Annotated in this window: 6 protein-coding genes and 3 pseudogenes; 3 read left to right on the top strand and 6 right to left on the bottom strand. The window is 70.6% G+C overall.

Going from position 1 to position 13,063, the window contains the following annotated elements; all coding sequences use genetic code 11:
- Positions 1-262: pseudogene (locus ACGFI9_RS37575) on the bottom strand (hypothetical protein); the annotation flags it as partial.
- 319 nt (positions 263-581) lie between these two features.
- Here ACGFI9_RS37575 and ACGFI9_RS37570 point away from each other — a divergent pair.
- Together ACGFI9_RS37570 and ACGFI9_RS37565 are read left to right on the top strand one after the other, a co-directional pair.
- Entirely contained in the window at positions 582-1,265 is a 684-nt protein-coding gene (locus tag ACGFI9_RS37570) for a BON domain-containing protein (protein ID WP_393185922.1), read from the top strand.
- Positions 1,266-1,438: 173 nt separating this feature from the next.
- Positions 1,439-2,551, top strand: a complete 1,113-nt coding sequence (locus ACGFI9_RS37565) for an aromatic acid exporter family protein (protein ID WP_393185920.1) — start codon at positions 1,439-1,441, stop codon at positions 2,549-2,551.
- A gap of 511 nt (positions 2,552-3,062) precedes the next feature.
- On the opposite strand, the gene fdhF is transcribed toward ACGFI9_RS37565, so the two are convergent.
- Together fdhF and ACGFI9_RS37555 are read right to left on the bottom strand one after the other, a co-directional pair.
- The gene (gene fdhF / locus ACGFI9_RS37560; RefSeq protein WP_393185918.1) at positions 3,063-5,774 is read right to left on the bottom strand and encodes a formate dehydrogenase subunit alpha; all 2,712 of its coding nucleotides are present in this window, start codon (positions 5,772-5,774) and stop codon (positions 3,063-3,065) included.
- Entirely contained in the window at positions 5,775-7,529 is a 1,755-nt protein-coding gene (locus ACGFI9_RS37555) for an NAD(P)H-dependent oxidoreductase subunit E (protein ID WP_393185916.1), read from the bottom strand.
- A gap of 95 nt (positions 7,530-7,624) precedes the next feature.
- Here ACGFI9_RS37555 and ACGFI9_RS37550 point away from each other — a divergent pair, with 95 nt between their 5' ends.
- A complete protein-coding gene (locus ACGFI9_RS37550; RefSeq protein WP_393185914.1) occupies positions 7,625-8,182 on the top strand; it encodes a CBS domain-containing protein in 558 nt (185 codons plus the stop codon).
- A gap of 303 nt (positions 8,183-8,485) precedes the next feature.
- On the opposite strand, the gene ACGFI9_RS37545 is transcribed toward ACGFI9_RS37550, so the two are convergent.
- The 3 genes and pseudogenes from ACGFI9_RS37545 to ACGFI9_RS37535 all read right to left on the bottom strand — a co-directional run bounded on the left by ACGFI9_RS37545 (position 8,486) and on the right by ACGFI9_RS37535 (position 12,320).
- Complete coding sequence (locus tag ACGFI9_RS37545) at positions 8,486-9,112, bottom strand: cation transporting ATPase C-terminal domain-containing protein (protein ID WP_393185912.1); 627 nt, start codon at positions 9,110-9,112, stop codon at positions 8,486-8,488.
- Positions 9,113-9,344: 232 nt separating this feature from the next.
- Positions 9,345-11,219: pseudogene (locus ACGFI9_RS37540) on the bottom strand (cation-translocating P-type ATPase); the annotation flags it as partial.
- A 92-nt stretch (positions 11,220-11,311) separates the two neighbouring features.
- Positions 11,312-12,320, bottom strand: a pseudogene (locus tag ACGFI9_RS37535) (Acg family FMN-binding oxidoreductase).
- Positions 12,321-13,063 lie beyond the last annotated feature (743 nt).

Here is a 13,063-nt window from a genome sequence, read left to right as displayed (position 1 = left end):
TCAACTGATCACCACCCGTGATCAAGTCGTGGAACAGGCCAGCCGACAGCACCACCGTGGCATCGGCCGGCTCGCTGCCCCTGTCCACGACGACACCCCGGTCACGCATCGCCACCCGCCAGAACTCCCCGCCGTCACCCACCTCCACCTTGATCAACACCACGCCGGCGACCCAGCAGGGAAGCACCCGCCCCGCCCGCGACGACAGAGACCGGAAAAACGTCTCCCGCTCCCGCGTGAGCTCCCGTCCCGAGGGCGACATGACCCCATCGTAGGCGCGACACGAGCCACCACCCGGACGAACGCCGAACCCGCACGACACGAGGCGTCAGCCTCAGCCCCGTCAACAACACCGGTGGGTGAGCCCCGGTGTCAACGGGAACGTCCGGCGGAAGCGAGGCGGCGTATGCGGCCTCTCGTCGGCGCAGAATCCGGACCTCCCTAACGGAGGATACGGCTTCTCGTCCCCGCAACTGTGGTGATTCGCTCGTTAGCGCGACGTCCCGACGTGCGTCCACCCGTACGAGTGCGGGTGGTTCACAGTGAAGGTGAGTACCCGAGGACTTTTGGAAAGGAGCGCGATGACCACCACGACGATGGCCCGAACGGATGAGCAGCTGCAGCGGGATGTGCTGGCCGAGATGCATTGGGACGCCCGCGTCCACCCGAACGAGATCGGCGTGTCCGCCAAGGACGGTGTGGTGACCCTGACCGGATGGGTGGACTCGTACGTGAAGAAGTGGGCGGCCGAGGACGCGGCGCACCGGGTGCGGGGCGTGAAGGCGGTCGCCAACGACCTCGAAGTGCGGCTACCGACCGCGGCGGAACGCACCGACGCTGACCTGGCGGCCGCGGCGACCCGGGCCCTGGAGTGGGACGCGCTGGTGCCGAGCCAGAACATCCACGTCACCGTCACCAAGGGCTGGGTGACCCTCAGCGGCGAGGTCGAGTGGGAGTTCCAGCGGCGCTCCGCGAAGCGGGCGGTACGGCGCCTGTCGGGAGTACGGGGAGTCACGAATCAGATCTCACTGCGGCCCCGGGTCAAGGTGGACGTGGCGGCGGCGCGAAACAGGATCGAGGAGGCTCTCATCCGCGCCGTGGACACGCCCGGCGAACGGCTGAGCGTGACCATCGAGGGCGACAAGGTCGTCCTGACCGGCGTGGTCCGGTCCTGGCGTGAACGCGAAGAAGCCGCACGGGTCGCCTGGTCAACGCCGGGCGTGATGTCGGTGGAGAACCGGATCGTTGTCATGCCCGACGCCTGACGACGACGGCGCCCGCAGTTCGGCCTGCGAACGGGACGCGGTTGCGGGGGCCAGACCGTGCGGGGATTGACGGCCTGGCCCCCGGCGTCGTTGCACCCGGCCACCAGCGGCAAGGGATCGCAAAGCATCGGTTGCCCGCGGGACCGTGGCACCGCCCCTGGGGGAGGTCAGACGTGCGCAGCCGATACCAGGGTGGGCGGCCAGAGCAGCTGGTGCAGCGAGAGAGCCGGGAGGCTTACGAGCGGCTTCGCAGCTACTTCATCATCGCGGTCCAGGCAGGTGTGGCGGCCGGTCTGTCCTGGTTCATCGCGGACGACGTGCTGCACACCCCGCAGCCGTTGTTCGCGCCCGCGGCGTCGGTCGGCACGGTCGCGGCTGCCCTCGGCAATCGGATCGGGCGAGCGGCGGAACTCACCGCCGGGGTGATCCTGGGCGCGGTGACCGGACAGTTGATCATCGAGGTGATCGGGACAGGACCGGTTCAGACCGCGCTGATCGTGACGTTCGCGATCTCGTCGGCAGCCGTGATTCAGGGCAGCGGCGCCGTCATGGTGCATGCCGGAGGTACCGCTGTGCTGCTGGGAACGCTGACCACGGAGAACCTCGCCGCGGCGCGGGCCGCCAACGGGCTGATCGGAGGGGTGACGGCCATCGCCGTGGCGCTGCTGATCATGCCGGCCAACCCCGTGCGCGTCGTTCATCGCGCTGCCGGTCCGACGTTGGACATCGTCGCCCGTGACCTCACCGCGGTCGCTCGCGCCTTGGGGCAGCGTGACGTCCACCAGGCTGAGGGCGCCCTGCGGAGCTTGGTCGCGGCAGAAAAGCATAGAAACAAGACCATCGAGATGGTGGCCGCCGCGGGGGAGATCGCCCTTCTCTCACCGTGGCGGTGGCGACGCTTGAAAATCCTGCGCCGCTACCAGCACGCCGCCGAGCACCTCCAACTCGCCTACTCCGACAGCCGCGAGATGGCGCACTGGGTCATATCGACGGTACGGCTGGGTGAGTCGATACCGGCGAGCCTTCCAGCCTCGATCGAGCACCTCGGCCAGGCGGTGCGGCTGCTGCATCGTGATTTCCTCGCCGGCCGCAAGCCCGACCGTGCGCGTGCGCGGGCACAACAGGCCATCGACGACGTCAACCAGGCATGCGCCGACGATATCGGGTTCTGCGGCAGGAGCCTCGCCTCGCGGCTACGCCTTGCCATCAGCGAACTGCTGCAAGCATCCCGAGTGCCGAAGGCACAGGCGAATCAACGGGCAGGGCTGGCGCCCGACGCGAGCTGACGAACAACCTGTTTGCGCGTCGCCCTTGCCGCGCTGCCCGGAAATCCGGGACCTCCCCATCGCGTTCGGCACCGCCCAGACCGGGGTAACCCTCGCCGACGGCCCCGGCCACCGGCACATCGACCGGTTCCGGGCACTGCCGATGACCCGCTCCGCCGTCCTGGCCAGCCGCGTCGCCGCGGACGCCATCCGCAACCGGTTCGTCCTCGCCCGAATGACCAGCATCGGCTACGCGATCGAGATCCTCCGGTTTCACGCCGACCCGGCCGCCGCGCTCGCCGCGCTCAGGCCAGCACTGACCAGATGTGAACCTGAACCTCGTGACCGTCGATGCGCTGCGGCTGCTGTGCCAGGGCGTGCCGACCGCCACGCACGTACGGCAGGCCCTGATCTGTACCAGTGGCTGGCCGTCGTGGCCATGCCCGCATCGGTCAGTTGTTATCGGCGTACCACCGCGACATGGATGCCAGATCGGTCATCCCATGTACGCGTGGTCCCCGCGTCGGAGAAGTCAGCGGCCGGCCGCCCGGCTGTCAGCTCGATGAGGGACGGGGCTCAGGGACACCGCGGTGATCTTGTATTCGGGGCAGCCGGTGTCGGTGTCGGTGGCGTCGGAGGTGAGGGCGTTGGTGAGGGTGTCGGGGAAGTTGAAGGTGGTGAACGTCTGGCCGGGGGCGACTGTGTCGGTCAGGTGGACCGGGTAGGTGACGGTTGCCCGGCGGCTGGTCACCTCGACGAGGTCGCCGTCGGCCAGTCCGAGCCGGGCGGCGTCGTCCGGGTGCAGGTCGAGCACTTCGTGTGGGCGGAGCTGGTGGTTGGGGGTGCGGCGGCTCATCGATCCGCTGTTGTAGTGCACCAGCCGGCGGCCGGTGATCAGGACGTACGGGAAGGTGGTGTCGGGTTCCTCCCCGGATGGCAGGTATGGTCGCGCGGCGAGTGCGGCGCGGCCGTCGGGTGTGGCGAACGAGTCGAGGTCGAGCCGCCCTTCGCCGGGTTGGTCGGGGCTGCGACAGGGCCAGTGCAGTGGTCCGTCCCGGTCGAGTCGGGTGTGGGAGATGCCGGCGAATGTGGGGGTCAGCGTGGCGCATTCGGCCATCGCGTCGGCGGGGGTGGGGCAGCCGAGGTCGGCGCCCATCGCGCGGGCGAGCAGGTGCAGGATGTCGAAGTCGCTGCGGGCCTGTCCGGGTGGGTCCAGCGCCGGGCGGACCCGTTGGAGTCGGCGGTCGAAGTTGACGAAGGTGCCGTCCTTTTCGAGGAAGGGCACGGCGGGGAACACCACGTCGGCGTGTTCGGCGGTGGTCGAGAGGAACACGTCGTGGTTGATGACGAGGTCGCAGGCGGCCAGTGCCCGGCGCACGTTGCCGCTGTCCGGGTCGGTCTGCGCGATGTCCTCGCCGATGACGTACATCGCGCGCACTCGGCCGGCGGTGGCTGAGGCGAACATGTCCAGGATGCGGAGCCCGGGCCGGGCCGGCACCTCCGCCCGCCAGGTTCGGTTGAACCGGGCGCGGACACCGGGGTCGGTGACGCGCTGGTAGCCGGGCAGCATGTCCGGCAGGGCGCCCATGTCGGAGGCGCCTTGGACGTTGTTCTGGCCGCGCATGGACAGCACGCCGCAGCAGTCGGGGGTGCCGACCGCGCCTTTGAGGATGGCCAGGTTTGCCAGGGTGCGTACGCCGTCGGTGCCGTGGGCGTGTTCGGTGATGCCGAGGCCGTAGACGATGGCCGGGCGGCGTGCCGTCCCGTAGAGGCGGGCCGCCGCGACCAGTGTCTCGGGCGTGACGCCGGCGAGCCGTGCCGCGCGGTCGGGCGGATGGTCGGCCAGTAGCGCGGTGAGTTCGGCGAGCCCGCTGGCCCGGGTGCGGAGGAAGTCCTGGTCGGCGTATCCCTCGTCGAGTAGCACCCGGGCGATGCCGTTGAAGACGGCGACGTTGGATCCCGGTCTGGCCTGGACGTGCACGTCGGCCATCTCGGCGAGGTCGATGCGGCGGGGGTCGATGACGATGAGCCGTGCGCCGCGTAGCACCAGTTGTTTGATCCGGGCGCCGATGACCGGGTGGGCCTCGGTGGGGTTCGCGCCGGCGATGAGGATGCAGTCGGTGTGGTCGAGGTCGTCGACGGAGTTGGTGCCGCCGGCGTGGCCGAACGAGGCGGCGAGCCCGACCGCGGACGGGGCGTGGCACAGCCGGGAGCAGTTGTCGATGTTGTTGGTGCCGAGCACGGCGCGGGCGAATTTCTGGGCGAGGTAGTTCTCCTCGTTGGTCGCCCGCGCGGAGGAGATCATGCCGATGGCGTCGGGCCCGTGGCGGTCGCGGATGGCTGCCAGCCGGGTCGCCGCGAGGGTGAGGGCCTCCTGCCAGGACGCGGGCCGCAGCGGCGAGTCCCGGCCGCCGTCGCGGACCAGTGGGGTGGTCAGCCGGTCTCGGGAGCGGGTGAAGGCGTGTGCGAAGCGGCCTTTGATGCAGGCGTGGCCGCGGTTGACCGGTCCGTCGTGCGCCGGGGTGATCGCGGCGACGGTCTCGTCGCGTGTGTGTACCCGCAGGGTGCAGCCGACGCCGCAGTAGCCGCAGGTGGTAATGGTCGTTCGGCTGATCGGGCGGGGGTCGGCCAGCCCTGGTTCGGACAGGGCCCCGCTCGGGCAGGTGTCGACGCAGCCGCCGCAGGCAACGCACGGGGACGTCAACCACGGGCCGCCGGTGCCGGCCACGACGACGGTGCCGAACCCGCGTCCAGCCAGGGAGAGTGCGAATGTGCCCTGCACTTCGGCGCACATGCGTACGCACCGGTTGCAGGCGATGCACAAGTCCCGGTCGAGTTTCACGTACGGGTGGGAGTGGTCGACGCCCGCGTTGCGGGTCGCACCGTCGAACCGGGATCGGGTCAGGCCGAAGTGCTGGCAGGCGCGGACCAGCTCGCTGCGTTCGGCGGGGATGTCGAGCGCCCGCGCAGGCAGTTGGGACACGAGGAGTTCCAGGGCGAGCTGTGCCGACCTGCGGGCGGTCTCATCGTCGGTCTGTATCTCCATCCCGTCGGCGGCGGGTGTGGTGCAGGCCGGCATCGCCCGCCCCCGGATTCCGACCAGGCAGACCCGGCACGATCCCTGCGGGGTGAGCCGCTCGTCGTAGCAGAGGGTCGGCACCACGGCCCCGGCCGCCCGCACGGCGTCCAGCACGGTGGCTCCCGAGGCCACCTCGACGCCGATGGTGTCGACGGACAACCGCATCTACTCGCCCCCCTTGCTGCTGGGGGCCGTGTGGTGCAGCTCGTCGGAGTACACCCGCAGCAGGCTGCGCACCGCGCAGGACACCCCACGCCCGAACGCGCACAGGCTCGCCACATCCAAGACCTCCAGCAGGGGATCGTGGTCGGCGAGCGCCGCCGCGGCCTGCGCGGGTTCCCGGATCCGCTGGACCAGCTCGAGGCCGCGGCGGGTACCGACCCGGCAGGGTGTGCAGGCTCCGCAACTTTCCGCCGCCCCGAACGCCCACGCGTGTCGCAGGATCGCCACCGCCGGCACGGTCGAGTCGACCGCGACGAGGCTGGCGTGTCCCAACGCGGCCCCGGCCTCCGCGAGCGGTTCGGACAGCAGCGGCAGGTCGAGCTGGTCGGGGGTGAGGAAGCCGCCGAGCGGTCCGCCGACCTGCACCGCGCGCAGCCGGTACGGCTCGCGCAGCCCGCCACCGAGTTCCTCCACCAGGTGGCGCAGCGGCACGCCGAACTCCACCTCGTACACGCCGGGTCGGCGGAACCGTTGGCTCAGGCAGACCAGCTTGGTGCCGGGCTCGTCCGGGTGGCCCAGCCGTGCGTAGGCGGCTCCGCCGTGCCGGACGATCCACGGTACGGCCGCCAGCGTCTCGACGTTGTTGACCGCGGTCGCATGTCCCAGGAAGCCGTGGCTGGTCGGGTACGGGGGGCGCGCCCGCGCCGCCGCCCGCAACCCGGCCAGGGCGTGCAGCAACGCCGTCTCCTCCCCGGCCACGTACGAGCCAGCGCCCACCACGATCTCCACGTCGAAGTCGACCGGCGAGCCGTGCACCCGCTCGCCCAGGTGACCTGCCTCCCGCGCCTCGACCACCGCGGCACGCAGCCGCTCGGCGGCCGTCGGGTACTCCGAGCGCACGAGGATCAGCCCGTGCCGCGCGCCCACCGCGAAGCCGGCCAGCGCCAGGCCCTCCAGGATCCGATGCGGATCCCGTTCCATCAGCAGCCGATCCCCGTACGAGCCGGGATCACCCTCGTCGCCGTTGCCCACCACGTACCGGGGGGCGGGTTCGCCGGCGGTCATCGACCACTTCTTCGCCACCGGGAAACCGGCCCCGCCCCGCCCCCGCAGACCCGAGGCGGCGATCTCGGACATGACCTCGTCGCGGGCACCGGCTGCCACCACGCTGGGCCACACCGCCCACGGCTCCTCGCCACCGACCAGACCGGCCAGCACCACCGGCTGATCGACCGCGCTCACGTACGGGATCTCCGCCGCCCGCATCTTCAACGGCTCGACCCAACCAGGCCTCGTCCGCCGCTGCGCGGCCAGCGGGTCACCGAACAGCCCACCCAGAATCTCCCCGCTGGCTGGTAGCTCCCCGTCCAGTACGGCGGGCGAGTCGTAGCAGTACCCGAGACAACGCACCCCTTGCAGCGACACCGACCCGTCCGCGGCACGCTCGCCCAGCCGCACGCCCAGCGCCCGCTCCACCCGCGCGATGTGCTCGCCCCGGCTGCTCACAAAGCACGAGGTCCCCTCGCACACCCGCACGTGCCGCCGGCCCCGGCGACCCTCCGCGAAGTCCGCGTAGTACGTCACCGAACCGGTCACGGCCGCCACCGGCCAGCCGAACTCGCCGGCGACCCGTTCTAGGTCCTCGGCGTCGATGCGGCCATCCTTGACCTGCGCCTGCCGGAGCCGATCCAACATCCCCGTGCCCGGCCGGCGCAGACGGTCCTGCAACTCGACGAACGCCTCCCGCGGCTCGCCCATCACACCAACCCCCGCGCACCCGCTGCCCCTGCGGCAAACCTACGTACTCTTCACGACGGTTCGCAGTGAAACAGGCACCTTGCCCGGGTTGGCGGATGTCAACCAGCCGTCGGGCGGCACGCCGGATGTTTGATGACCAACCCCTAGGGGATGCCGCGCTGCCGCTGCTGAATGGCGGCACCCACGACACTGCCCAAGATCGTTCGGTGATCAGGAGGATGAGGATGGCCAGGGCCGGAGACATCATGCACCGCGGCGCGGAGTGCATTCGGGAGGACGAGACCCTCGAGACGGCCGCGCGGAAGATGCGGGATCTGCGGGTCGGGTCCCTGCCGATCTGCGGTGGCGATCAGCGCCTGCACGGCATCGTCACCGACCGGGACATCGTCATCCGGTGCATCGCCGAAGGAGGCGACCCGCGCACGACCACGGCACGCGAGCTGGCTCAGGGCACGCCGGTGTGGGTCGACGTCGAGGCCCCCGAGGACGAGGTGCTGCGGCTGATGGAACAGCACCAGATCCGGCGGCTGCCAGTGATGGAGAACCGGCAGCTGGTCGGGATGATCAGCGAGGCGGACCTCGCCACCCACCTCGGGGAACACAAAGTGGCCCAGTACACGGGCCGGATCTACTCGGCACCGCCGAACCTGTAGCCGCCAGCCACGACGGCGGGCAGTCGCGCTCGAGGCTGGATCTACCCGGATGAAGCCGAGGAGATCTCTGGCCGGCAGCGTGCTCGCGTACGCCATCTGCGCCGCCGTCGTCCTCAGCCGGGTCGACGGGCGGCCCGAGTGCCCCACCCCTACGCCGGCGTTCTGCCGTGGGGCGGCCGGAAGCGCCATCGGCGCGAGCATCATGGCGGCACAGATCGGGGGATCAGAGGGGGGCCTCCCGGCACCGCGCGCGGGATGTCGTCAACCAAGAGCCCGATGTCATTGGCCACCGACGTGGGGACGTCAGCGACTTCCGGCGCGGCGTACCGCTCGCCGTATCTCGTCGGGTGCCCATACGAGTATCGGGAAGGCGAGCAGGAGGGTGAGCATCAGGGGGTCGGGTGGGGCGGTGCCGAAGATCGCCTGTAGCGGGGGGACGGTGACGATGGCGGCGGCGAAGGCGAGCTCGAAGGCGATTCCCCACAGCAGCAGGCGGTTGGTCACCAGGCCGACGGCGCGGAGCGAGGTGCGCTCGGTGCGGGCGGCGAGGGCGGTACCGATCTGGCAGGCGACGATACCGAGGAGGGTCATGGTGGTGGCCTGCTGGTAGGCGTGGTGCAGGGGGGTTCCGGGGCCGGTGGGGTCGCCTGGTCGCCAGCCGGCCCGGTAGAGGGTGAGGAAGAAGCCGGCCATGACGAGGACGGCGGAGATGGCCCCGAGGTAACCCCAGGCTCGGATGAGCATGTGCCGGTCGACGATGGTGCTGCCGCGCCTGCGTGGTGGCCGGTTCATGAGTCCCGGCTCGGCGGGTTCGCGGCCGAGGGCCAGCGCGGGGAGGGTTTCTGTGCCGAGATCGATGGCGAGGATCTGCATGACCGTCAGCGGTAGCGGGACCGCCCCGCCGGAGAGGGCGAAGACGAGGAACGGCACGACCTCGGGTGTGGCGTGGGCGAAGATGTAGAGGATGAACTTGCGGACGTTGTCGTAGACCTGTCGGCCGGATCGAACGGCGACGACGATGGTGGCGAAGTTGTCCGGTGAGGACCAGGGTGGCTGCTTCGCGGGTGACGTCCGTGCCGGTGCGGCCCATGGCCACGCCGATGTCGGCGCGGCGTAGGGCGGGGGCGTCGTTGACCCCGTCGCCGGTCATGGCCACGACGTAACCGGTGCTCTGCAGCGCTTTGGCGATGCGGAGTTTGGCCTCGGGTGAGGACCGGGCGAAGACGAGATCCGGGGTACGTCCGAGAAGATCGGTGAGTTCGTCGTCGGGCATGGCGTCGACGCGGTCGCCGTTGACGACGGTCGGGTCTGGCTGCGTGATGCCGACCTGAGTGGCGATGGCCGCAGCGGTCAGCCCGTGATCGCCGGTAATCATGATGATGCGGATGCCAGCGGTGTGGCAGCAGGCCACCGCATCCGCGACCTCGGGGCGGGCGGGATCGAGCATGGCGACCCAGCCGAGGAAACACAGGCCGCGTTCGGCTTCGTCACGGCTGGCGGGGACTTCCGACACGGGGCGGCGGGCCGCGGCGATGAGCCGCATACCCTTGGCGGCCTGCGCTGTCACGGCCTCCGTCAGATGCTGTCGGGTTGTGTCGTCCAGAGGCTGCTCTCGCCCGTCGGCTTCGATGATCGTGGTGGAGCGGGCGATGACCGCTTCGGGGGCGCCCTTGGTGTGTAGCCACATACCGTGCTCGTCGACATCGACGGTAGACATCAGCCGCAGTTTGGGGTCGAAGTGAAACTCCCCACGCCGGCACCGCGGGCGCTGCTCCGGTGACGTGTCGACGCCGAGCCCCTCGGCGAACCGCAGCAAAGCGATCTCCGTGGGATCCCCGGTCGCTTCCGCGCCCGGCCCGAATCCGAGTTGCGCGTTGCTGCAGAGCACGCCGGTCCGCGCGAGGTCCCGGACCCCCGCGGGCTGGTCCCTACGCGTCAGGTCGGCCTCCTCGATGAGGACCCCGGCCGACCAGGCCGCCACCACCCGCATCCTGTTCTCGGTTATCGTCCCCGTCTTGTCGGTACAGATCACCGCGGTGGACCCGAGCGTCTCCACCGCGCTGAGCCGCTTGACAACGGCCCCGCGCCGGGCGAGCCTCCGTACGCCGACGGCGAGGGCGAGAGTGATCGTGGGCAGCAAACCTTCGGGGACATTGGCGACGAGGAGCCCGATCGCGAAGGCGAACGCGTCGGAGATCGGCATTCCGGCCGCCCACACTCCGATCGGAAAAAAGACCGCCCCGGCGATGCAGGCGACCACCGCGATGAGCCAAGCCACCCGCTTGACCTGCCTCTCCAGCGGGCTCTCCTCACGCCCCACGCGCTGGGACAGCGCGGCGATGCGCCCCAACTCGGTGCGCATGCCCGTGGCGTAGACCAGGGCCCGGGCCTGCCCACCCAGACAGACCGTCCCGCTGAACACGAGGTTCGACGCCTGGACCAACGGCTCCTGCGTGCCGGCGTCGCCGGCAGCGCGGTATACGGGTTGCGACTCGCCGGTCAGGGCCGACAAATCCGCCTCGACCGACCCGTCCACAAGCCGGGCGTCAGCGGAGATCCGCTCACCCTCGGCGATGAATATCACGTCACCGGGCACCAACCGCCGCGCGTCGACCCGCTGCCGCCGCTGATCCCGCAGCACGCTGACCCGCTGAGGCAGGTACCGGCTCAGCGCCTCAACGGCGTGTTCGGCGTGACGCTCCTGCGCGAACGCGAACACCGCGTTGATCAGGATGACAGCCACGATCGCCGCCGCCAGCACCGGTGTCCCGGCGACCCAGGCCAAGCCAGCCGCCACCCACAACACCAGCGCGAGCGGGTGAACCAGCTGCCGAACCAGATCCCGCCACCACCGAGTCCCGCCCAGCCGACGCAGCTCGTTCGGCCCCCAGTCGGCCAGGCGCTGCCCCGCCTGCGCGCTCGACAGCCCATCCAGGCTCGCCTCCAGATCTTCGAGAAGTTGGCCGATCGGCTGACGGGGATCGTGCCCCGCCGGCAGGGGTCCGTCACGCGCATCCTGTGGTGACTGCCGTGCCATGCTCCCAGGCTGCCGTACGGCACGGCACGAGGCGCGCGTTTCGTCTATCGCTTGCCCTGCCCTCCCGCCCGGCAAGCGGCGGGACGAGCCCGCTAAGCGCTCCCGCGCACCGCGCAGGCGTCGACGATCCGATCGGTGGGAAGCCGCGGGGTGCGCGGTGGCCCCGCGTGCGCCGGGTCCGCGATACCCAGCCGCAGCACGAGGTACGCAAAGCCGAGCCCGGCCAGCAGCCGGCGCAGGGCTTGCCGGGTGCCGTCCACCTCCACCACGCCGCTGAGCGGCACCACGGAGACCCCGAGGCGGGTGGCGGTCAGCCAGGCGGCGGAGAGCCCCTCGCCGGCCCGCAGCCAGTTGTCCTGCTCGTCCTCGTCGCCGTAGAGGATGGCGTACCGGGCGGCCTGGTCGTGACCGGGGCCGACTGGCAGGGTGCCGGGGCGGCCGAAGTCCCGGGCCGGCACGGTGGTCTGCGGGGCGTGCTCGGGCAGCACCTCGGGCGGCAGCCCGGTGCCGGTGCCGGCCCGGCTGGTCCAGTACTCCAGCTCCCCCCCGCAGCTCCGGTTCCCCCGCCTCCGCGGCGGCGGCCCGCCCCGCCGCGGCGGCCAGTTCCATCACCTGCTCGGAGTCCAGCACCTCCAGCCACGCACCCTCCGCGGTGGCCGCCTGCACGATCTCGTCGAGGGCCGGGCCCGGCACCGGCTCCTCGCTCACCGGCCGGCGGTCGGTGCGCCGGACCTGCATGCACTGCACGAGGCGCATCGCGTCCGGGTCCGCCCCGGTGTGCCGCAACCCGGCGAGCCTGGCAAGCAGCTCCGGTTCGTTCGGGTCGGGCAGCCGCTCCACCAGCGCGGTCCAGCCCTCAGCGGCTAACGCCACGCGGGCGTGATGCAGCGCCGCGCCGCAGCTCAGCGTCACCAGCCGGCCCTGCGGGTCGATGGCGGCGAGCCGCGTGTCCCGCACCACCCGTAGCTCCAGCGCGGTCGGCAGAACCTTCCAGCGCCACGGCTGACTGTTGTGCACCGAAGGGGCGCGACCGGAGGTGGCGGCGGCTTCGGTCAGCGCGGTGATCAGGGGGCGGCCGGTAGCCGCCGTCTTGTGGCCCATCGTCACGACTTCCCGCTTCCCTCATCGAACCCCCGTTCCTCATCGTGCCCCACCCCGGCCGCATCCCGCGCAGTGTTGCCACTCCACCACCCGGGATACATACACGGTCACCCGGTGCGCAGAATCCCTACCGCAGAGCCCTTCAGCCCGCGTCGGCCGATCTGAAGGACCGCGTGACGGTGAGCAGCACCGAGCGTTGGTGACTCCGTGCTGGGCGCTCACGTCGGTGAGGAAGCCGCCCAGCCAGCCCCGAGCGCGTCCAATGCCTACTCGGCGGGACCTTCGGAAAAAGGTGGCGCGGTGCCAAAGCGGGCCGTTCCAGAAACCGCTGTCGAGCGGAGGCCGCATCGGAAGCCTGCCCATGATCTTCGGACACTGAGACTTGGATCTTTAGGTCCAGGTGGACAGGAGTCTGTGACAGATGGTGACGAAAAACTACCCGCCCGAGTCCAAGGCCGACGCGGTCGCTCCGATCGCGAACGACCTCGGCATGAACCCGAAGACGTTGCGCAGCTGGATCCGGTTGGCCGACGGCAGGCGCAGCGGTCCTGCGGTTCTCCGGCCAGACCAGGCCAGCCCAGGAAAGAAAAGTACGACCTTGCCCTTATGAGCGTAGGAAACAGCCACCACGCGATCCTTCGAGACGGCTAAGAGCGACCGGCAGTAGGCATCCAAGATACGGACAGGCGGGTACTCCGATGTAGCGAGCAGGCACGGGAATCGATCATCAGAGTTGTCTACGC

The organism is Micromonospora sp. NPDC048930 (genome assembly GCF_043197935.1).
In the GTDB taxonomy this organism is placed as follows: domain Bacteria; phylum Actinomycetota; class Actinomycetes; order Mycobacteriales; family Micromonosporaceae; genus Micromonospora.
Note: the sequence above shows the minus strand (reverse complement) of the source record. Positions and strands in the feature narration are given on the sequence as shown.